Origin of the sequence: Falsiroseomonas sp. CW058, from assembly GCF_050563535.1 — a bacterium.
Taxonomy (GTDB): domain Bacteria; phylum Pseudomonadota; class Alphaproteobacteria; order Acetobacterales; family Acetobacteraceae; genus Falsiroseomonas.
In genome coordinates this window covers 175613-194769 of record NZ_JBNXUO010000001.1, presented here as the reverse complement: position 1 = coordinate 194769, position 19157 = coordinate 175613, and the positions used below count along the sequence as shown (strand labels likewise).

18 protein-coding genes and 1 tRNA gene are annotated in these 19157 nt (G+C 73.2%); 9 read left to right on the top strand and 10 right to left on the bottom strand.

The window, feature by feature from the left end; genetic code table 11:
• The first annotated feature begins 69 nt into the window (after positions 1-69).
• Entirely contained in the window at positions 70-669 is a 600-nt protein-coding gene (locus ACK8OX_RS00925) for a class I SAM-dependent methyltransferase (RefSeq protein ID WP_430662029.1), read from the top strand.
• Positions 670-833: 164 nt separating this feature from the next.
• On the opposite strand, the gene ACK8OX_RS00920 is transcribed toward ACK8OX_RS00925, so the two are convergent.
• The 3 genes from ACK8OX_RS00920 to ACK8OX_RS00910 all read right to left on the bottom strand — a co-directional run bounded on the left by ACK8OX_RS00920 (position 834) and on the right by ACK8OX_RS00910 (position 3596).
• The gene (locus ACK8OX_RS00920; RefSeq protein ID WP_430662028.1) at positions 834-1478 is read right to left on the bottom strand and encodes a VOC family protein; all 645 of its coding nucleotides are present in this window, start codon (positions 1476-1478) and stop codon (positions 834-836) included.
• 1 nt (position 1479) lies between these two features.
• Positions 1480-2178: a glutathione binding-like protein gene (locus ACK8OX_RS00915; protein ID WP_430662027.1), complete on the bottom strand. Its 699-nt coding sequence runs from the start codon at positions 2176-2178 to the stop codon at positions 1480-1482.
• Between the two features lie 233 nt (positions 2179-2411).
• The gene (locus tag ACK8OX_RS00910) at positions 2412-3596 is read right to left on the bottom strand and encodes a pyridoxal-phosphate-dependent aminotransferase family protein (protein ID WP_430662026.1); all 1185 of its coding nucleotides are present in this window, start codon (positions 3594-3596) and stop codon (positions 2412-2414) included.
• A gap of 147 nt (positions 3597-3743) precedes the next feature.
• Between ACK8OX_RS00910 and ACK8OX_RS00905 the strand changes: the two genes are divergently transcribed.
• The 3 genes from ACK8OX_RS00905 (at position 3744) to ACK8OX_RS00895 (ending at position 8423) form a co-directional block, all read left to right on the top strand.
• Positions 3744-6638, top strand: coding sequence for an FAD-binding and (Fe-S)-binding domain-containing protein (locus ACK8OX_RS00905; protein ID WP_430662025.1), 2895 nt, complete (start codon positions 3744-3746; stop codon positions 6636-6638).
• On the top strand, positions 6635-7210 hold the full coding sequence (locus tag ACK8OX_RS00900) for a DUF924 family protein (RefSeq protein ID WP_430662024.1): 576 nt from the start codon (positions 6635-6637) through the stop codon (positions 7208-7210). Before ACK8OX_RS00905 ends, ACK8OX_RS00900 begins: the two co-directional genes overlap by 4 nt.
• 73 nt (positions 7211-7283) lie before the next feature.
• Positions 7284-8423 carry an OmpA family protein gene (locus ACK8OX_RS00895; protein ID WP_430662023.1) on the top strand — a complete coding sequence of 380 codons (1140 nt, stop codon included), beginning with the start codon at positions 7284-7286 and terminating at the stop codon, positions 8421-8423.
• On the opposite strand, the gene ACK8OX_RS00890 is transcribed toward ACK8OX_RS00895, so the two are convergent.
• On the bottom strand, positions 8416-9132 hold the full coding sequence (locus ACK8OX_RS00890; RefSeq protein ID WP_430662022.1) for a hypothetical protein: 717 nt from the start codon (positions 9130-9132) through the stop codon (positions 8416-8418). The two genes, ACK8OX_RS00895 and ACK8OX_RS00890, sit on opposite strands and share 8 nt — an antisense overlap.
• Positions 9133-9211: 79 nt before the next feature.
• Positions 9212-10129 carry a hydrogen peroxide-inducible genes activator gene (locus ACK8OX_RS00885; protein ID WP_430662021.1) on the bottom strand — a complete coding sequence of 306 codons (918 nt, stop codon included), beginning with the start codon at positions 10127-10129 and terminating at the stop codon, positions 9212-9214.
• Between the two features lie 228 nt (positions 10130-10357).
• On the opposite strand from ACK8OX_RS00885, the gene ACK8OX_RS00880 reads away from it, so the two are divergent.
• The 4 genes from ACK8OX_RS00880 to ACK8OX_RS00865 all read left to right on the top strand — a co-directional run bounded on the left by ACK8OX_RS00880 (position 10358) and on the right by ACK8OX_RS00865 (position 13936).
• Positions 10358-10933 carry a peroxiredoxin gene (locus ACK8OX_RS00880; protein ID WP_430662020.1) on the top strand — a complete coding sequence of 192 codons (576 nt, stop codon included), beginning with the start codon at positions 10358-10360 and terminating at the stop codon, positions 10931-10933.
• Positions 10934-11044: 111 nt separating this feature from the next.
• Positions 11045-11596 carry a carboxymuconolactone decarboxylase family protein gene (locus tag ACK8OX_RS00875; protein ID WP_430662019.1) on the top strand — a complete coding sequence of 184 codons (552 nt, stop codon included), beginning with the start codon at positions 11045-11047 and terminating at the stop codon, positions 11594-11596.
• A 104-nt stretch (positions 11597-11700) separates the two neighbouring features.
• Complete coding sequence (locus ACK8OX_RS00870) at positions 11701-13311, top strand: EAL domain-containing protein (RefSeq protein WP_430662018.1); 1611 nt, start codon at positions 11701-11703, stop codon at positions 13309-13311.
• Between the two features lie 79 nt (positions 13312-13390).
• Complete coding sequence (locus ACK8OX_RS00865; RefSeq protein ID WP_430662017.1) at positions 13391-13936, top strand: M23 family metallopeptidase; 546 nt, start codon at positions 13391-13393, stop codon at positions 13934-13936.
• On the opposite strand, the gene ACK8OX_RS00860 is transcribed toward ACK8OX_RS00865, so the two are convergent.
• The 5 genes from ACK8OX_RS00860 to ACK8OX_RS00840 all read right to left on the bottom strand — a co-directional run bounded on the left by ACK8OX_RS00860 (position 13924) and on the right by ACK8OX_RS00840 (position 18068).
• A complete protein-coding gene (locus tag ACK8OX_RS00860; RefSeq protein WP_430662016.1) occupies positions 13924-15204 on the bottom strand; it encodes a TRAP transporter large permease in 1281 nt (426 codons plus the stop codon). The genes ACK8OX_RS00865 and ACK8OX_RS00860 overlap by 13 nt on opposite strands.
• A gap of 7 nt (positions 15205-15211) precedes the next feature.
• Positions 15212-15754: a TRAP transporter small permease gene (locus ACK8OX_RS00855; protein ID WP_430662015.1), complete on the bottom strand. Its 543-nt coding sequence runs from the start codon at positions 15752-15754 to the stop codon at positions 15212-15214.
• Positions 15755-15801: 47 nt separating this feature from the next.
• Positions 15802-16809, bottom strand: coding sequence for a TRAP transporter substrate-binding protein DctP (dctP, locus tag ACK8OX_RS00850; protein ID WP_430662014.1), 1008 nt, complete (start codon positions 16807-16809; stop codon positions 15802-15804).
• A gap of 66 nt (positions 16810-16875) precedes the next feature.
• Positions 16876-17817 (bottom strand): FkbM family methyltransferase, encoded by a 942-nt coding sequence (locus ACK8OX_RS00845; RefSeq protein ID WP_430662013.1) that lies wholly within the window; start codon positions 17815-17817, stop codon positions 16876-16878.
• Between the two features lie 176 nt (positions 17818-17993).
• Positions 17994-18068 (bottom strand) — tRNA-Val (locus ACK8OX_RS00840).
• A gap of 174 nt (positions 18069-18242) precedes the next feature.
• Here ACK8OX_RS00840 and ACK8OX_RS00835 point away from each other — a divergent pair.
• Positions 18243-19130 carry an N-formylglutamate amidohydrolase gene (locus tag ACK8OX_RS00835; protein ID WP_430662188.1) on the top strand — a complete coding sequence of 296 codons (888 nt, stop codon included), beginning with the start codon at positions 18243-18245 and terminating at the stop codon, positions 19128-19130.
• Positions 19131-19157: the final 27 nt, after the last annotated feature.

The window sequence follows — 19157 nt, the reverse complement described above, 5'->3', positions numbered from 1 at the left end:
GCCGGCGCCGGGGCGCGGCGCCCGGTAGCCCTGCGCCGGTTTCACGACGACGCCGTAGAGGAGAAGGGCATGTCGGACATCGCCACCGGGACACGAAGCGGCCGGGCGGGCCTGCGCAACGCGGGGCTGTTCTTCCGCCGCTGGCTGGCCAACCCGCTGCAGATGGGATCGGTCGTCCCGTCCTCCCCGGCGTTGTGCCGGCGCATCGCCGCGCTGGTGCGCCGTGCGGAGGACGAGGTGGTGGTCGAACTCGGCGCGGGCACCGGGGTGATCAGCCGCGCAGTGCTGGAAGCCGGGGTGCCGGCCCATCGCCTGGTGGTGGTGGAGATCGTGCCCGACATGGCGGACCATCTGCGCGGTGCGCTGCCGGGCGTCAACGTCATCCGCGGCGACGCCTTCGAATTGCCCGACGCCCTGCCCCGGGCGCTGCACGGCAGGGTGGGCACCGTGATCTGCGGCATCCCGCTCGTGCTGTTGCCGCTGGCGCGGCAGCGGCGCTTCGTCGACGCGGTCGAGACGGTGGCGCCGGGCAGGGGGTTCCTGCTCTACACCTACTGCGTCACCTCGCCCCTGCCCCGCCGCAGGCTGGGCCTTGCGGCGCGGCGGGAAGCCTGGACGCCCCTGAACCTTCCCCCGGCCAGCGTCTGGCACTACCGGCCCCAGCGGTGATGCGGCACCACGGACATGCATCTGCTGCGCTGCGGCCTCCTCAGGGGTCGTCGGCGCATTCGCCGGCGACATCGTTGCCCCGACAATGCCCGAGGCCGCGCTTCCGGCATAGACCGTGCCGCCGATCGCGGCCATCGCGGATCCCGATGGCCGCGGCCGCCGGCTCAACCCGTGGTCAGGATCGCCTCGGACCCATCCGCGCGGGACAGGCGCGCCACCAGCCGCGCATGGGGGCTGCGGCGCAGGCGCACCGCCTCCTCCAGCCCGCGCTGGGCCAGCGCGCCGCGCACCGCGTCCACATCCGGGTGCTCGGCCTCCAGCGCCCGCAGGCGCAGGCCCGAATCGGCCAGGCGCGGCGCCGCGCCCTTGCCGTCGTCCCACTGGATCAGCGCCGGGATCAGGTTCGACATGTCCTGCCGCTGCGGCGGCATCGCCATCCGCCAGGACAGGTCGCCGCGCTTCCAGGGCCGCACCTCCCCCGCCTGCCCGGCGCCGAGCCGCGCGGCGACAGCATCCAGCACCGGGGTGCGCGCGACCCAGGCGATCAGCCGCGGCTCGGCCTCCAGCATCATGCGGGTGCCGGGATCGTCGAGGTCGAAGGGCCGGGGATGCGGCGGCTGCGGCTGGCCGGGATCGGGCGCGATCACTTCCAGGTAGCAGTCGGGCCCGAGGCCGAGCAGCATGTTGTGGGTGCCGATGCCCTCATGCGTGCCGCCCGGCACGGGGCGGGCGCCGAGATGCGCCTCGACGAAGGCCGCCCCCTCCTCGAGGGTGCGGGCGCCGATCACCAGGTGGTCGATCTCTGCCATCTCAGCGGACCTTGAACTGCGTGGCGCCGAACATGTTCTCGCGCTCCTGGTCGGTCATGGGGCCGCGGCGCTGGCGCTCCGACAACACCTCGACGCCGCGCCGCACGGCGGGGCGCGCGGCGATCGCATCATGCCACCGCTGGACCGCGGGGTAGTGCGCCAGATCAATCCCGCGCCGCTCCGGCAGGCGGATCCAGGGGAAGGTGGCGATGTCGGCGATCGAATACTCGTCGCCGGCCAGGTACTCGGACCCGGACAGCCGCTTCTCCAGCACGCGGTGCAGGCGCTGCACCTCCTTCGCGTAGCGGTCCATCGCGTAGGGGATCCGCTCCGGCGCGTAGCTGTGGAAATGGCCGTACTGGCCGAACATCGGCCCGACGCCGCCCATCTGGAACATCAGCCATTGCAGGCAGGCGTAGCGCGCCGCCGGGTCCGCCGGGACCAGCCGCCCCGCCTTCTCGGCCAGGTAGACCAGGATCGCGCCGGATTCGAACAGGGAGAGAGGCTTGCCGCCCGGCCCGTCGGGATCGACGATGGCGGGGATGCGGTGGTTCGGCGTGATCGCCAGGAAGTCGTCCCGGAACTGCTCGCCCGCGCCGATATTCACGGGGACCACCGTGTAGGGAAGGTCCAGCTCCTCCAGCGCGATGTGCACCTTGTGGCCGTTCGGCGTGGGCCAGGTCCAGACCTCGATGGTCACGGCGATCTCCCGTCGGTTCCGCCGCCGAGCATGGACGCGCCCGCCGGGAGCGTCCAGCCATGCCCCCGGCCGGGGGACGCCCGCCCCATGCCCGGCCCGCGACGTCCCGATCTGCGGCCCGCACGGCGGGCCGGGCGCCCGAACGGGCGCCGCCGCAAGTGCGGCGAAGCCGAGCGCCGGAGGCGCGCTGGCGCCTGAAGCATGACGTGCGTCAGCACGTCATGAGCCCAGTGTCAGGCGTTCCCGGCGAGATACTCCATCGCCACCTGGACGCCGCCCGCACGGTGCGGGATGCCCGCCGCGCGCAGCCCCATCTCCACCCCGCCCAGCGCGCCGACCAGCTGCAATTCCCCGATGTCGCCCAGATGGCCGATGCGGAAGACGCGGTCGTTCAGCTGGCCGAGCCCGTTGCCGAGCGACATGTTGAACTTGTCGAGGATGGTGGCGCGCAGCGCGTTGGCGCTGTGGCCTTCCGGAAGCCGCACGGCGGTCAGGACGGAGGAGTAGTGGCGCGGGTCCTCGCACTGCACCTCGAACCCCCAGTGGCGCACGGCGCGGCGGGTCGCTTCCGCCATGCGGTCGTGGCGGGCGAAGACGTTGTCCAGCCCCTCCTCCAGCAGCATGTCGAGCGCGGTGTCGAGCGCGTAGAGCATGTTGGTCGCCGGCGTGTAGGGGAAGTAGCCGGTGGCGTTCGCCGCCAGCATCGGCTTCCAGTCCCAGAAGCTGCGCGGCAGCTTCGCCGTCTCGCTCGCCCGGATCGCCTTCTCGCTGACCGCGTTGAAGGACAGGCCCGGCGGCAGCATCAGTCCCTTCTGGCTGCCGGAGACGGTGACGTCCACGCCCCAATCGTCATGCCGGTAGTCCATCGAGCCGAGCGAGGAGATGGTGTCCACCAGCAGCAGCGCGGGATGGCCCGCGGCGTCCATCGCCTTCCGCACCTCGTCGATGCGGGAGGTCGCGCCGGTGCTCGTCTCGTTGTGGACCACGCAGACGGCCTTGATGGCGTGGCCCTTGTCCTCGCGCAGCCTGCGCTCGATGGCGGGCACGTCGGCGCCGCGGCGCCAGTCGGTCCTCACGAAGTCGGCGACGATGCCGAGCCGCCCGGCCATCTCGTTCCACAGATGTGCGAACCACCCCGTCTCGCACATCAGCACGCGGTCGCCGGGCGACAGCGTGTTGACCAGCGCGGCTTCCCAGGCCCCGGTGCCGGATGCGGGATAGATCACCACATGCCCTTCCGTCCTGAAGACCTGCCGGACCTTGGCCAGCACCTGCTTCCCCATTTCGCCGAAGGCGGGGCCGCGATGGTCCATGGTGGGGTTGTCCATGGCGCGCAGCACGCGGTCGGGCACGTTGGAGGGGCCGGGGATGTGCAGGAAATGCCGGCGTGAATCGGGCTTGGACTGGAAATAGGCCATGGGGGCGGTCCCTCTGCGTCGGCGGTGTCCTACCCCGCAGCCATGCCGGTTGCCAATGAGTAAGCCTTGTCGGATTGATGAGCATTATAGATCGGACTTGCAGCCGCCGCCGCGCTAGACCAGCGGCGTGACGAGGATGCCTTTCGCATGAACGCCATCACGGGCCGCGCCGCGATCGCCGACAGCCGCCTGGCGGACCGCCTGCGGCGCGAGACGGAGGGCGAGGTCCTGTTCTCCCCCGGCGACCGCGGGCGCTACGCGACCGATGCCAGCATCTACCAGGTGGAACCGGTGGGCGTGCTGCTGCCGCGCAGCACCGCGGACGTGGCCGCCGCCATGGCGATCTGCCGCGAGGAAGGCGTGCCCGTGCTCGCCCGCGGCGGCGGCACCAGCCAATGCGGGCAGACGGTGAACCGCGCGCTGGTGATCGACTGCACGAAGCACCTGCGCCGCGTGCTGTCGGTGGAAGGCGACACGGCGCGGGTCGAGCCGGGCATCACGCTCGGCGCGCTCAACGATGCGCTGAAGCCCATGGGGCGGTTCTACCCGGTCGATCCCTCCACCTGGGCGCGCTGCACCATCGGCGGCATGGCGGGCAACAACTCCTGCGGGTCGAAGTCCATCCGCTACGGGCTGATGGCGGACAACGTCCTCGCCATCGACGCCATCCTCGCCGACGGGTCGCGCCACCGGTTCGGGGAGGGCACGCCGGAGGGCGACCTCGTCGCGCGGCTCCATGCGCTGGGCGAGCGCGAGGCGGCGGAGGTCGCGGCGCGCTTCCCCGCGCAGCTTCGCCGCGTCGGCGGCTACAACCTCGATGCGCTGACGCCGGAAGGCCGGGCGCAAGGGCGGGGCAACCTGGCGCGGCTGCTGGTGGGCAGCGAGGGGACGCTCGCCTTCTCCGCCGCGCTCGACCTGAAGCTTTGGCCGATCAAGCCGCGCAAGGTGCTGGGCATCTGCCAGTTCCCCACCTTCCGCCGCGCGATGGAGGCGTCGCGCCACCTCGTCGCGCTCGACCCGGAGGCGGTGGAGCTGGTCGACCGGACGATGATCGACCTAGGCCGGTCGATCCCGATCTACCGCGGCACCATCGACCGCATCGTGCTGGGCGAGCCCGACAGCCTGCTGATCGTGGAGTTCCACGGCGACGCCGACGCGCCGCTGCTGGCGCAGCTCGACCGGCTGGAGGAGATGATGGGCGACCTCGGCCTGCCCGGACAGGTCGTGCGCGTCACCGACGCCGCCTTCCAGGCGCAGGTCGCGGAGGTGCGGGAGGCCGGGCTCAACATCATGATGAGCATGAAGGGGGACGGGAAGCCGGTCTCCTTCATCGAGGACTGCGCGGTCGGGCTCGACGACCTCGCGGACTACACCGAACGCCTGAACGACGTGTTCGCGCGGCATGGCACGAAGGGGACGTGGTACGCCCATGCCTCCGTCGGCTGCCTGCATGTGCGGCCCGTGCTCAACATGAAGTCGGGCGAGGATGTCGCGAAGATGCGCGCCATCGCCGAGGAATGCTTCGCCCTGGTGCGCGAATACAAGGGCAGCCATTCCGGCGAGCATGGCGACGGCATCGTGCGCAGCGAGTTCAACGAGCCGATGTTCGGCCCCCGCATCGCGCGCGCCTTCGAGGCGGTGAAGGCGGCCTTCGACCCGCCGCTGCCCGCCCTGCCCTTCGGCCTGCTGAACCCGAACCGTGTGGTGCATCCGCCGCGCATGGACGACCGCAGCCTGTTCCGCTACGGCCCGGACTACGCCGCCGACCCGGCCGTGGCGCCGGCGCTCGACTGGTCCGCATGGCCGGGGCCGCAGGCCGGGCTGCTCGGCGCGGTCGAGATGTGCAACAACAACGGCACCTGCCGGAAATTCGATGCCGGCACCATGTGCCCCTCCTTCCGCGCCACGCGGGAGGAGAAGCACCTGACGCGCGGCCGCGCCAACACGCTGCGCCTCGCGCTCACCGGCCAGATCCCGGGCGGCCTCGCCTCCGACGAGGTGGCGGATGCGCTCTCGCTTTGCGTCGCCTGCAAGGGCTGCAAGCGGGAATGCCCGACCGGCGTGGACATGGCGAAGATGAAGATCGAGGCCGCGCACGCTCGCAACGCCGCGCGCGGCATCGCCTGGAAGGACCGCATCCTGGCCACCATGCCGCGCTGGGCGCCCTGGGCGGCGATGCTCGCGCCGCTGTCGAATGCGCGCGACGCCATCCCCGGCCTGCCCTGGCTGGGGGAAAGGCTGTTCGGCTTTGCCGCCGCGCGCCGCCTGCCGCGCTTCCGCCGCGACGCCTTCCACGACTGGGAATGCCGGGCGCCCGATGGCCGCGCGGGCGAGGTCATCCTGCTGCCCGACCTGTTCAACCGGTATTTCGAGCCCCACAACATCCGCGCCGCGCTGCGCGTGCTGCGCGCCGCCGGCGCCGACCCCGCGGTGGCGCGCCCGCCGCGCGGCACGCGGCCGCTGGATGACGGGCGCACCTGGCTGGCCGCCGGGCTGGTCGACGGGGCGCGGGAGGAGGCGCGGCGCACGCTGGAGGTGCTGTCGCGATGGGACAGCCCGGTGCTCGGGCTCGAACCCTCCTGCCTCATGACGCTGCGGGACGAGTTCCTCTCCCTCCTGCCCGGGGAGCCGGCGCGCAGGCTCGCCGACCGCGCGAAGCTGGTCGCCGAATGGCTGGCGGAGACGAAGCCGAGGTTGCGGCTGAAGCCCATCCTGGCGGAGGCGCATGTCCATGGCCATTGCCACCAGAAGGCCTTCGGCGCCTTCGCGCCGACGGTCGCGATGCTGTCCGCCGTGCCAGGGCTGAAGGTGGTGCCCATCACCTCCTCCTGCTGCGGCATGGCGGGCGCCTTCGGCTACGACGCGGCGAAGCTGCCGCATTCGGTCGCGATGGCGGAGTTGTCGCTGCTGCCGCATCTGCGGAAGGCGCCGGAGGGGGCGATCGTCGTGGCGGACGGCACCTCCTGCCGCCACCAGATCCAGGACCTCACGCGGCGCGAGGCCTTCCATTCCATCTGCCTCCTCGACAGGGCGCTGGCATGACGCGGGACATCGACCGGCTGCTGGCCTTCTGGTTCGCCGACGGGCCCGGCACCTGGCGCAAGGCCTGGTTCGAGAAGGATGCCGCCTTCGACGCCGCCTGCCGCGACGCCTTCGGCCCCCTCGTCCGCCCCGCGCGGGACGGCGCGCTGGATGGCTGGGCCGGCACGCCGGCGGGGGCGCTGGCCCTGCTGCTGCTGCTGGACCAGGCCCCGCGCAACCTGTTCCGCGGCACCGCGGAAGCCTTCGCCGCCGATGCCCATGCGCGCGCCGTGGCGCGCGGCGCGGTGCTGCGGGACCGCTTCGACCTGGCGCTGACGCCGGTGCAGCGCGTCTTCCTCTACCTTCCCTTCGAGCATGGGGAGGAGATGGCGGACCAGGACCTGTCCGTCGCCCTGTTCGAGGGGCTGCGCGACGTGCCGGCCATGGCGGCCCCGAACGGCGCCATCGACTATGCCTGGCGGCACCGCGCGGTGATCGCGCGCTTCGGTCGCTTCCCGCACCGCAACGCCGCGCTGGGCCGCGCCTCCTCGGCCGAGGAACAGGCCTGGCTGGCCGCGGGCGGCGGCTTCTAGGCTCCGCGCGGGCCTATCGCGGCACGATCGCGTGAGGCATCCTGCGCAGGCAACGGGCCGGGCGGGGGCGGGCATGCGGACAGGGCGGGCGGCATTGCTGGCGGCGGGCGCACTGACCGCGGCGTCCGGCATGGCGCAGGCGCAGGCGCCGGCGGGGTTCTACGTGGCCGCCGGCATCGGCGCCAACCTGCCGGCCAACGCCACGGTCCAGCCGCGCGGCCCCATCCAGCCAGGCCTGTCGGGCGGCAACGGGGAAGCGCGCTTCTCCGTCCTGCCGATGGGCACGCTCGCGCTCGGCTACGGTTTCGGCAACGGCATCCGGGTGGAGCTGGAAGGCAGCGTGCGGGCCAGCAGCGTGGAAGGCTCGCGCGGCTTCGCGGCGCTGCAGCCGGTCACCCAGGCGCAGGGGCAGTTCTGGAACATCGGCGCCATGGCGAACGCCTATGTCGACCTGAACACCGGCGCGGGGTCCTGGATCCAGCCCTATCTCGGCATCGGGCTCGGCTATGTCCACAGCGAGCTGCGGGACTTCCGCATCGCCGGCAACGGCCAGCGGCTCGCGGTCGATGCCAGCGACGGCAACTTCGCCTACCAGGCCATCGCCGGCGCGTCCTTCCCGATCGCGGCTCTGCCGGGCCTGTCGGCCACGGCGGAATACCGCTTCATGGGCACGATCGGGCCGGAATACGGCGCGCGGCTGATCAACCTCGCGACCGGCGCGCCCACCGCCGGGCGGGTGGAGATGAACCCGACGAACCACGCCATCATGGTCGGCCTACGCTACCAGCCCGGGGTGCGGCCGGAGCCGCCGCCGATGCCCACGCTGGCGATGCCGCCGATGCTGGCGCCCCCGCCGGTTGCCGCCGCGCCCGCGCCCGCGGCGACGCGGACCTTCATCGTCTATTTCGACATCCGCAGCGCCAGCCTGACGGCGCGGGCGCGCGAGCTGGTGGCGGAAGCGGCGCAGGCCGCGCGCAGCGGCCGCGCGGCGCGGATCGAGGTGACCGGCCATGCCGACCGGTCCGGCACGCCGGCGGTGAACATGCGCCTGTCGCTGCGGCGGGCCCAGGCGGTCGCGCAGGAACTCCAGCGCCGCGGCGTGGCGCGCGGCGACATCACCATCCGCGGCGCCGGCGAGGCCGAGCCCGCGGTGCCCACCGCCGACGGCGCGCGGGAGCCGCAGAACCGCCGCGTGGAGATCGTGGTCAGGTAGCGGGCCACGCCAGCCTGCGCGCAAGCGCGACCGCAAGCGCGCAGGCGGCGGAGAGCACCACCAGCTCCCCCCCATCCTCGACGGTGCCAAGCACCCGGTCGAAGGCCCGTCGCTGGCCGCCCAGCGCCGCGTGCAGCAGGTCCAGCGCCACGCCGAAGCCGGCAAGCAGCGCCAGCAGCACCACGAAGCCCGCCCCTGCCCGCCGGTGCGGGGCGGCGCTGCGGCGGAACCCCGCCGCCAGCAGCAGCAGCGCCAGCCCGCCCAGCACCGCGAAGAAGCCGAGTTCGCCGAAGGCCTGCGGGGCCGCCTGGAACAGGCCCGCCGCCGGCATCAGCGCCGGCGCCAGCAGGCTGCCCGCGCGCTCGTGCAGCATCAGCGCATTGTCGGCAAGCGCGGCCGCGAAGACGAAGGCCAGCGCGCCATAGACCGGCGCCCCGCTGCGCCGCGCGCAGAGCCCGAGGGCGACGACGCAGGCCGCGGTCTTCAGGGCCTCGTAGCTCTCGGCATGGCCGCCCTCCGCCTCGATGCTGAAGGCGCGGCCGGCGAAGGGCCCCTGCCCCCGCCACTCCGCCGCGACATGAGCGACATGCAGCCCGAGGAAGACGAGGTCGAGCGCGAGCAGCCCGCCCAGGGTCCAGGCCATCGCGCGCGAGGCCAGCACCGGCCCGAGCGCCCCGCCCGGCCCCTGCCACCCGGTAACTGCCGCCATGCGCCGCCGATCCTTCGCCGAACGGCCACGGCAACGTCACGCGGCGGGGGCTGATCGCCGTCGTTCCGCCACCGCCCGATCACGGGCCAGCGATGGCATCCGCGACGGCAGGGGCGAGGGCGCGGAACTCCGCGGCGCGGGGGCTGCGCGGCCGCCAGGCCAGCGCCAGGTTCCGCCCCGGCGTCGCCGCGCCCTCCAGCGGGCGGATCTCCACCGGCGCATCGGCGGCGACGCCGGCATCGACGGCAAGCCTGGGCAGCAGCGTCACGCCCAGCCCCCCCGCGACCATCTGGACCAGCGTGTGCAGGCTGGTGGCGGCGAAGCCCTCCGCCCCCGCCGGCGCCATGCCGCGGGGCAGGCCGCAGGACGCCTCGGCATGGGCGCGCAGGCAGTGCCCATCCTCCAGCAGCAGCAGGCGCTCCGCGGCCAGGGCAGCCACCGGCACGGCGTCCCGCGCAGCCAGGTGATGGCCGCGCGGCAGGGCGGCGACGAAGGGGTCCTCCGCCACCGCCGCGGTCTCGATCTGGCCGGCGCAGGGCAGCGCCAGCAGCAGCAGGTCGAGCCGCCCGGCTTCCAGCCCGGCCACCAGGCGCTCCGTCAGGTCCTCCCGCAGCCAGAGCCGCAGCCGCGGGAAGGCGCGGCGCAGCGCCGGCATCAGCCGCGGCAGCAGGAAGGGGCCGATGGTCGGGATGACGCCGAGCCGCAGCGGGCCCGACAGCGGGTCCCGCGCCGCATCGGCCGTCTGCGCCACCGCTTCCAGCGCCGCGAGCGCGACGCGCGCACGGGCCACGATCTCGAGCCCGAGGGGGGTGAAGACCGGGCGCTTGGTGGCGTGGCCGCGTTCCAGCAGGCGCGCGGCAAGCTGCCGCTCGAGCGCGATCAGCCCGGCCGAAAGGGTGGACTGCGTCACCGCGCAGGCTTCGGCGGCGCGGCCGAAATGCCCGTGCTCGGACAGCGCGACGAGGTAGCGGAGCTGCTGGGGGCTCGGGAGGATCATCGACGTCTTCGATCAGGACCGGCGTGGCGCAGCGTTAGCACCGGGCCTGGGTCCGCGCGACGGGGCGCGCCGGGGAAGCACCTTCGATTTCTTCGATGAAGGCGACGAAAACTATTCATTGGATACGGACGCCGTCGCCGCTCATATTGCACCGCAGCAAGGCCCTGCCCCGTGCTCTGCCCCGGCTTCGCGGCCCTGCATCCCCGCCCTGCATCAGGAGACGACCTCATGCTCACCGTCGGTGACACCTTCCCGGCCTTCAAGCTCACCGCCGTGAAGGCTGGCCCCGAGGGCCTTGGCGGCCCCGGCAAGTCCTTCACCGAGATCACCGAGACGACGGATGCGGGCAAGTGGAAGGTCGTGTTCTTCTGGCCGAAGGACTTCACCTTCATCTGCCCGACCGAGATCGCGGCCTTCGCCAAGCTGGCCGGCGAATTCGCGGACCGCGACACCGTGGTCTACGGCGTCTCGACCGACAGCGAGTTCGTGCACCTGAACTGGCGCGTCTACAACGAGGACATCCGCAACCTCGAGATCCCGATGCTGGCCGACGTGAAGCGCGAGCTGTCGACCGCGCTCGGAATCCTCGACCGGAACGAGGGCGTGCCGCTGCGCGCGACCTTCATCGTGGACCCGGACGGCACGATCCAGTGGGCGGCTGTGAACGGCCTCAATGTCGGGCGCAACCCGCAGGAAGTGCTGCGCGTGCTCGACGCGCTCCAGACGGACGAGCTCTGCCCCTGCAACTGGGAGAAGGGCAAGGACGTGCTGAAGCCGCAGGACCTGTTCAACAAGGCGGCCTGATCCCGCCCCGCCGCCCCGCGCCCGGGGCGGCGACCCGCTTCCAACGGCCCCCGCCCCCTCCGCGCCGCCGGCGCGGAGGGGTGCGGCGGCACCCGCATTGAGGTCCCCCCGATGTCGCTCGAATCGCTCCGCGCCACCCTCCCCGACCATGCCAAGGACCTGAAGCTGAACCTCGGCAGCCTGGCGACCGAGCCGGCGCTGACGCAGCAGCAGCGCGCCGGCACCTTCGTCGCCTCCGCCATCGCCAGCCGCAACGCGGCCCTCACCCGCGCGGTCGTCGCCGAGTTCGGCCCGCAGCTGGGCGCCGAGGCCCTGGCTGCCGCCAAGGCCGCGGCCGCGATCATGGGCATGAACAACGTCTACTACCGCTTCACCCACCTGGTCGGCGGCGACTACCCCTCCATGCCCGCCAAGCTGCGCATGAACGTCATGGCCCGCCCCGGCGTCGAGAAGGCCGATTTCGAGCTGTGGTCGCTGGCCGTCTCCGCCATCAACGGCTGCGGGATGTGCATGGAGAGCCACGAGAAGGTCGTGCTCCATGGCGGGCTCGGCAAGGAACAGGTGCAGGCCGCGGTCCGCATCGCCGCCGTGGTGCATGCGGTGGCCTGCGTCCTCGACGCCGAGGAGGCGCTGGCCTCCGGCGTGACGGCCGCGGCGGCCTGACCGTCCCCCTCGGGCGCGCCGCCGGCGGCGCGCCCGTGCCGGAGCAGCCTCCCCGCGGGGCGGGCCGACACACTCCGGCAAGCATTCCCGCGTAGCGTGCGGGCATGTCGCACCCCGTCCCCCGCCAGATCGGCGAGCGAGAGCGTTTCGTCGCCTTCGCCTTCGCTGCCGCCGACCTGCTGGTCGAGCTGGACCAGGCAGGACGCGTGAGCTTCGCCGCCGGCGCCTTCCGCGCCCGGCTCGGCCGCGCGCCGGAGGAGATGGTGGGCGCCGACCCCTCGCAGATCCTCGCGCCCGAGGACCGGGCCGCCTTCGCCGCCGCCCTGGCGCTGCTGCCGCATCGCGGGCGCCTGCCGCCGACCTCCTTCCGCCTGGCCGATGCCGCCCGCACCCCCTTCGCGGTGTCCGGCCTGCACCTGCCCCAGCCGGGCGATGCCGCGCGCATCTGCCTCGCCCTCTCTCCCATCCCCGCCCCGCCGGAGATCCGCCTGGCCGACGGCGCGGCCCTGATCCGCGAGGCCGCGGCCCGGCTCCATGCCGCGGGCGACGGCCCGACCACCATCGGCCTTCTCGAACTGCCGGCCGCCGCGGACGAGGCGGTGGCCCGCCGCATCGACGGCGAGATCTCCCGCACCGTGCCGGGCGGCACCATGGCGGCGCAGATGGCGCCGGGCCGCTACGGGCTGATGACCGGGCCGGGCGGCGCGCTGCCCGACCTCGGCGAACTGGCGCGGCGGCTGGAGGCGGTGCTGGAACAGGAAGGCCAGCCCGCCCGGGTCCAGACCAGCGAGGTGGCGGTGGACGGCACCGGGCTCACCCCCGCCCAGGCCGCCCGCGCGCTGCGCCACGGCCTGTCCGCCTTCGCCCGCCACGGGGCGGAGGGGCTGCGGGAAGCCGGCTTCGGGGACGGGCTCCGCGGCGTCGTCGCGCAGGTGACGGACCGCGCCGCCCTGCTGCGCCGCGCCGTGGCCGAACGGCGCTTCCGCCTGGACTACCAGCCGATCGTCGACCTCGCGACGCGCGAGGTCCACCACCGGGAAGCCCTGCTGCGGCTCGACGAACGCTTCCTCGGCTCGCGCGAGGGGCCGCAGGACTTCGTGGCGCTGGCGGAGACGATCGGCCTGACGGAGGAACTCGACCTCGCGGTCGCGACGCTTGCCATCGCCGGCACCCTGGCAGCGCCGCCGGGGGAGCGGATCGCCTTCAACATCTCCGGCCTGTCGGCCCATTCCCCGGAATTCCGCCGCCGCCTGCTGGCGATGATCGACCGCGACCGCGGCGCAGCGTCGCGCGTGATGGTGGAACTCACCGAAAGCGCGGAGATCGAGGACGAAGGGGAGGCGGTGGAGACCCTGGCGCAGCTGCGCGCGCGCGGCGTGCCGGTCTGCATCGACGATTTCGGCGCCGGCGCCGCCGCCTTCCGCTACCTGAAGGTCCTGCCGACGGACTACGTGAAGGTGGACGGCGCCTTCGTCGTCGCGGCGGTGAGGAGCGAGCGCGACCGCAGCTTCGTCGCCGCCATGGTGGACCTGTCGCTGGCGGTGGATGCGAAGGTGGTGGCCGAGCGGATCGAGACGGAGGAGGCGGCGGGGGTGATGCGGAGCCTCGGCGTGCATTACGGCCAGGGCTGGCTGTTCGGGAAGCCCGGCCCGCTGCCGAAACTCGCCCCGAAGCCGCTGCCGCGCCGCGCCGAGCCGAAGGAGCAATGGGGCTGAACGTTCGACCAGGGCCGCATGCGGGCCGCTGACCCGGCCCTGGACACGGCCGGGGCCACTCCGCTCTAGACTGGCCGCGATGCGCGCGCGCCCCTCTCTCCCCGGCCTGCTGGCCCTGCTGCTGGCCCTGGCGGCCCCGCGGATGGCGGCGGCCGAGATCGCGCCCGGGACGCTGCGCCTGCCGGTGGCGGCCGGCTGCGTCTCCTCGGGCTTCGGGCCGCGGCCGGCCCCGGGCCCAAAGGGCAGCGAGGTGCATCACGGCATCGACCTGCCGGCGCCGGCCGGCGCCTGGGTGCATGCCGCGGCCGCTGGCGAGGTGGTGGCGATCCGCCGCACACGCGCCGGCGCGGGGCTGGAGGTGGAGCTGCGCCATGCGGGCGGGCTGGTGACGCGCTACGCCCATCTCGGCACCGTGGCGCCGGTGCTGGCCACAGGGCGGCGGCGCGTTGCGCAGGGCGACAGGCTCGGGCGGATCGGCCGCACCGGCATCACCTACGGGACGCACCTGCACCTCGAGGTGCTGCGGGACGGCCGCCGCCTGGACCCGGCGCCGCTGTTCGGGCTGCCGCCCTGCGCGGCGCAGGGCGACGGCGGCAATGGCCGCGCGGCCGCCTATCCGCCGTAGCCCGCCTGGCGCGGCAGCCACAGCGCGATGTCGGGGAAGGCGATCAGCAGCGCGGTGCCGAAGGCCAGCATCAGCATGTAGGGGACGATGCTGCGGTTCACCTCGGCCAGCGGCGCGCCGGTGATGGCCTTGATGACCACCAGGTTCAGCGCGACGGGGGGGCTGATCAGCGCCATCTCCAGGCTCAGCGTCAGCAGGATGCCGTACCACACCTTGTCGATGCCGAGCTGGCCGAGCAGCGGCAGGATGGCCGGCATGGTCAGCAGGATGATGGAGAAGCTCTCCAGCACCAGCCCCAGCACGAACAGCAGCACCATCATCGCGACCAGGAAGCCGGTGCGCCCCAGGCCGAGATCGGCCACCAGCTGCGTCAGCTCCTGCGGGATCCGCAGCTTCGTCAGCATGTAGCCGTAGATCGCCGCGCCCGCGATGATCATCAGCAGCATCGCCGAGGTGCGGGTCGCCTCCTGCACGCCGTCCAGCATGTCGCGCCAGGTGAGGGTGCGGTAGATCAGCGCGGCGATGACCAGCGCGTAGATCGTGCCCGTGCCCGCCGCCTCCGTCGCGGTGAAGACGCCCAGATAGATGCCCCCCAGCACGAAGATCGGCAGGCTGAGCGACCAGCCAGCGCGTGCCAGCGCGTGATGCGCGGCCTCGGGCGGCGGCTCGTCGGCCGGAACGCGCGCCTTGCCTTCGGTGACGAAGCAGTAGCCGGCGAACATCAGCGCCATCAGCAGCCCCGGCACGAGGCCCGCGAGGAACAGCGCGGCGACCGACGTCTCGGTGACATAGGCGTAGAGCACCATCGGCGCCGAGGGCGGGATGAGGATGCCGAGCGTGCCGCCACCCGCCACCACGCCGAAGGCGCCCTTCCTGCTCATCCCGTATCGCAGCATCTGCGGGATGGCGATCTTGCCGATGGTCAGCGCGGTGGCGACCGAGCTGCCGCTGATGGCGGCGAAGACCGTGCAGGCCGCGACGGTCGCGATGCCGACCCCGCCGCGGACCCGCCGCAGCAGGGCGAAGGCGGCGTTGTAGAGATCGTCCACCACGCGGCCGCGCACCATGATGTGCGCCATCAGCATGAACAGCGGGATGGCGATCAGCAGGTAGCCGTCGAGCTTGCCGATCACCATCTCGCCCAGCGCCGGCACGCCCCCCTCGACGTGCAGCAGCACGCCGAGCGGCAGCAGGAACAGCGCCGCGAACATCGGGATGCCGAGGTAGAGCAGCGCGATCAGCGCCGCGAGGAGCAGGAGGAAGGTCAAGGCGCGCTCACTCCGCCCGCGCCAGCGGGTCGCGCGGCATCTCCTCCTCCGCCGAGGGGAGGAAGGCCGGATCTCGGCCGAGGGCGAGCAGCAGCGCCTGGCAGAGCGCGACGAGAAACATCAGCCCCGCGCCGAGCGGCAGCAGCGCCTGGATCCACCATTCCGGCACGCCGGGGATGTCGGTCATCATGCCGACCATCAGGCTGAACTCGATCGCCTCCCACCCCGCCTGGACCAGCACGGCGGAGACGGCGGCGACGGACAGCGCGCCGAGAAGCTGCGCCGCCCGCGCCATCCGCGGGCCGAGCCGGCCCACCGCGATGTCGACGCCGATATGTTCGAACCGGCGCTGCGCCTCGGGCGCGGCCAGCATCACCAGCGCGACGACCAGCCAGCCCGCCACCTTGTCCACCCAGGGCTGCGGCTGGTTCAGGACGTAGCGCATGGCCACCGCGTAGCCGACCAGGAACAGGCAGGTCACGGTCGCGACCGAGCCGAGCGCGACCGCCACGCGCGACAGCAGGGCGATGGCGCGTTCGAGGCCCCGCATCGCTCAGCGGCACCGCGCGGGGCGGGTGGGCATCGGCCGGCGCCGCCTCAGGCCGCCGGGATGCCGCGCAGCAGTTCCATCACGCGGCTGCCGCCATCGGGCGCCATGCGCAGGAAAGCCTCCACCACCGGCGGCTGCATCGCGGCGCGCCAGGTGGCGGTCTCGGCCTCGGTCTGCTCGTGGATGGTCATGCCGCGCGCGCGCAGCTCGCCCACCGCCGCGGCGGCCGTCTCCTCCGTCACCGTCATCTGGTCCTGCTCCGCCTTGCGGGCCGCGGCCTCGATGAAGCCGCGATGCGCGGCCGACAGGCCGCCCCACCAGCGGGGGTTCACGTAGACATGGCTGATGACGCTGAAATAAGGCGCGACGGTGCCGAAGCGCTGGATCTCGTAGAAGCGGCGGGACACCGCGGCCGACAGGTCCGTCAGCCCGGCATCGAGCACGCCCGACTGCAGCGCCTGCGGCACTTCCGGCCCGGGCATCGAGGAGGGCGCGGCGCCGACCGCGGTCAGCGCATGGTCGGTCAGCGCGTTCAGCCCGCGGATCTTGAGGCCGCGGAAATCCTCGAGGTTGACGATCGGGCGGCGGTTCGAGGTGAAGATGCTCTGCCGCGTGGTGTAGAGCCACATCAGGTTGCGCACCGCGCGGCGTTCGAGCAGGCCTTCGAGGAAGTGCGCGGCGTCGCTGCCGGGGAAGCGGCGGATGCGGGCGATGTCGGTGAACAGGTAGGGGATGGTCACCGCGTTCATCTCGGGCAGGGTGGTGCCCCACTGGAAGTTCACCGCGGCCGCGGCCTCGAAGGCGCCGCGCGCCACGCCGGGGAAATTCTCGGCCGCGCGGGCGAGTTGTTCGGCGGGGAAGACCTGGACCTGCACCTGCCCGCCGCTGCGCGCGGCCACGTCCTCGGCGAAGGACTGCATGACGCGGGCGTTGTGGTGCGAGGGCGGGAACTGGTGCGAAAGGCGCATCGTCACCGCGGCCTGGGCGCCTGCGGCCCGCGGGATCGCGGGCGCGGCCAGCAGCGCGGAGGCGGCGAGCAGGTGGCGGCGGTGCATGGGGGACCTCCCGTCTTCCCGGTGTCTTGGGCTTGGGCGGACCTTTGCGGGACCGGCGCGGCCCGGTCAACCGTCGCGGCGGAAGACGGCCTCGATATGTGCGGCCTCCAGCAGGCCCGCGCGGTCGAGCGGCTGGAGCGAGGCGTCGGGCAGGATGCGGGCGGCGCGGAAGCCGAGCGCCGCGAGCCAGTCCGCGAAGCCTGCCACGTCGGCATAGGCCTGCATCATGTGCGGCGCCCATTCCATCACGATGGACATGGCGGGGGACCGCGCCAGCAGCCAGGCGGCGCCGCGCAGCACCAGCGGCTCCGACCCCTCGGCGTCCATGCGGATCATCGCGGCAGGGCCGAAGCCGGCGCCCAGCGCCTCGTCCAGCGGGATGGCGGGAACGGTGGCGCGGCGGGAATAGCAAGGGCGGTCCTGCGGCACCGCGAGGTGCGCGCTGCCGCAATGCGACGGGTGGATGGCGAACTCCACCTCGCCCCGATGCGCCAGCGCGGCCACGGGATGCAGGGTGACCCGCCCGGCGAGGCCGTTCACCTGGATGGTGGCGTCCAGCAGGGGCGTGATGGCGGGATTGGCCTCGAAGGCATGGACATGGCCGGCGGGGCCCACGGCATCGGCCATCGCCAGCGTGTGGTAGCCCATGTTGGCCCCCACCTCGACCACCGCGTCCCCGGGCCGGAGCAGGCGGCGGATCACGGCTTCCGTCTCCCGCTCCCACTCGCCGGTCAGCGCGATGTGGGGGGTGATCCCGATATCGGCCGCGTCGAGGAAGATCTTGCGCCCGTCATGCGTGAGCGCGAGCAGCCGCTCGCCGAGGGGGACGACCCGCGTCGGCGCCGCGGAAAGCTGCCGCACCGCGTCCTCCAGCGCCGCGATCCGCGCTTCGAGCGGGGTGCCGGGGGCCGCGCCGAGCGCACCGATGCGGTCGCGCAGGGTGGCGATCGGCGCCTCGAACAGGCCGGCGAGGCCGCCGCGGCGCAGGGCGATGTCGTCGGACGGCACGGAGGGCGATCCCATGGCTGAACCACCGCATGTTCGACCCTGGCGGAGGGCGCGTCCAGCCCGCTCACGAAAATGAGAGGGTCTGCCGGGATGCCGCCGGGCGGCATGTGGAGCGACAGGGAATGGGATCCGGAAAGTCTTCTGGATCAGGCGCTTGCGGAGGCGCGTGCGGCCGATGGTGGGCGCGACAGGGATTGAACCTGTGACCCCCACCGTGTCAAGGTGGTGCTCTCCCGCTGAGCTACGCGCCCATCGGCCGGGCGCACCCTCTAGCGCCGAAGTCGGGCGGAAACAAGTCCCCGCCCGCATATCGACCGGCGGCGCGGGAACGGAGGGCTCCGGCCGGGGTTGGCCAGGCCGTGGCGCCATTCCGTCCACGGGCGGGGTGACAAGCGGCGCAACGCTGTGGCTTGATCGGGCTCCTGATGGACCTTCCCTCCCCCGCGCCGAATGCAGGACCGGACTTCCCGGATGCGCCGCCGCCCTTCCGGGTGATCCGGCCCGACCGGCACAGCGTGCCATTGGTCTTCGCCTCGCCGCATAGCGGCGCGCATTACGCGCAGCCCTTCCTGCAATCGGCGCGACTCGACCCCGTCGCGCTCCGCCGCAGCGAGGACAGCTTCGTGGACGAGTTGTTCGCCGCCGCCCCTGCGCATGGCGCGCCGCTGCTGGCCGCGACCTTCCCGCGCGTCTTCTGCGACGCCAACCGCGAACCCTGGGAACTCGACCCCGGCATGTTCGAGGGGCCGCTGCCGTCCTGGGTGAACAGCGCCAGCCCGCGGGTCGGCGCCGGGCTCGGCACCATCGCCCGCGTGGTGGCGAGCGGGGAGCCGGTCTACCGCCGCAAGCTCCCCTTCTCCGAGGCGGAGGACCGGGTGCGGCGTTACTGGCAGCCCTACCACGCCGCGCTGGCCGGGCTGATCGCGGAGACGCGCGCCCGCTTCGGCTGCTGCCTCCTGCTCGACTGCCATTCCATGCCCGCGCATCCCGCGCACGGCACGCCACAGGCCGATTTCGTGCTGGGCGATGCGCATGGCACCGCCTGTGCCCCCCGCGCGACGCGCCTGGTGGAGGAGACGCTGTCCGGCATGGGCTACCGCGTGCGGCGGAACGACCCCTATGCGGGCGGCTACGTCACCCGCCACTACGGCATCCCGCGCGACGGCGTGCACGCGCTGCAGATCGAGATCGCGCGCAGCCTCTACATGGACGAGGCGCGGGTTGAACGGGCGCCGGGGATGGTGCCGCTGATGCGCGACCTGGGGCGGCTGATGACCACGCTCGCGGCCGCGGACTGGTCATTTCTCCGATAGGCGGGGCCGGGTCCGGCGCTTGTTGCA

Bases quoted from the DNA above. Each gene is read 5' to 3' on its own strand.
- ACK8OX_RS00925 (WP_430662029.1), top strand. From the start codon at position 70: ATGTCGGACATCGCCACCGGGACACGAAGCGGCCGGGCGGGCCTGCGC.
- ACK8OX_RS00920 (WP_430662028.1), bottom strand. From the start codon at position 1,478: ATGGCAGAGATCGACCACCTGGTGATCGGCGCCCGCACCCTCGAGGAG.
- ACK8OX_RS00910 (WP_430662026.1), bottom strand. From the start codon at position 3,596: ATGGCCTATTTCCAGTCCAAGCCCGATTCACGCCGGCATTTCCTGCAC.
- ACK8OX_RS00905 (WP_430662025.1), top strand. From the start codon at position 3,744: ATGAACGCCATCACGGGCCGCGCCGCGATCGCCGACAGCCGCCTGGCG.
- ACK8OX_RS00900 (WP_430662024.1), top strand. From the start codon at position 6,635: ATGACGCGGGACATCGACCGGCTGCTGGCCTTCTGGTTCGCCGACGGG.
- ACK8OX_RS00895 (WP_430662023.1), top strand. From the start codon at position 7,284: ATGCGGACAGGGCGGGCGGCATTGCTGGCGGCGGGCGCACTGACCGCG.
- ACK8OX_RS00890 (WP_430662022.1), bottom strand. From the start codon at position 9,132: ATGGCGGCAGTTACCGGGTGGCAGGGGCCGGGCGGGGCGCTCGGGCCG.
- ACK8OX_RS00885 (WP_430662021.1), bottom strand. From the start codon at position 10,129: ATGATCCTCCCGAGCCCCCAGCAGCTCCGCTACCTCGTCGCGCTGTCC.
- ACK8OX_RS00880 (WP_430662020.1), top strand. From the start codon at position 10,358: ATGCTCACCGTCGGTGACACCTTCCCGGCCTTCAAGCTCACCGCCGTG.
- ACK8OX_RS00875 (WP_430662019.1), top strand. From the start codon at position 11,045: ATGTCGCTCGAATCGCTCCGCGCCACCCTCCCCGACCATGCCAAGGAC.
- ACK8OX_RS00870 (WP_430662018.1), top strand. From the start codon at position 11,701: ATGTCGCACCCCGTCCCCCGCCAGATCGGCGAGCGAGAGCGTTTCGTC.
- ACK8OX_RS00865 (WP_430662017.1), top strand. From the start codon at position 13,391: ATGCGCGCGCGCCCCTCTCTCCCCGGCCTGCTGGCCCTGCTGCTGGCC.
- ACK8OX_RS00855 (WP_430662015.1), bottom strand. From the start codon at position 15,754: ATGCGGGGCCTCGAACGCGCCATCGCCCTGCTGTCGCGCGTGGCGGTC.
- dctP (WP_430662014.1), bottom strand. From the start codon at position 16,809: ATGCACCGCCGCCACCTGCTCGCCGCCTCCGCGCTGCTGGCCGCGCCC.
- ACK8OX_RS00835 (WP_430662188.1), top strand. From the start codon at position 18,243: ATGGACCTTCCCTCCCCCGCGCCGAATGCAGGACCGGACTTCCCGGAT.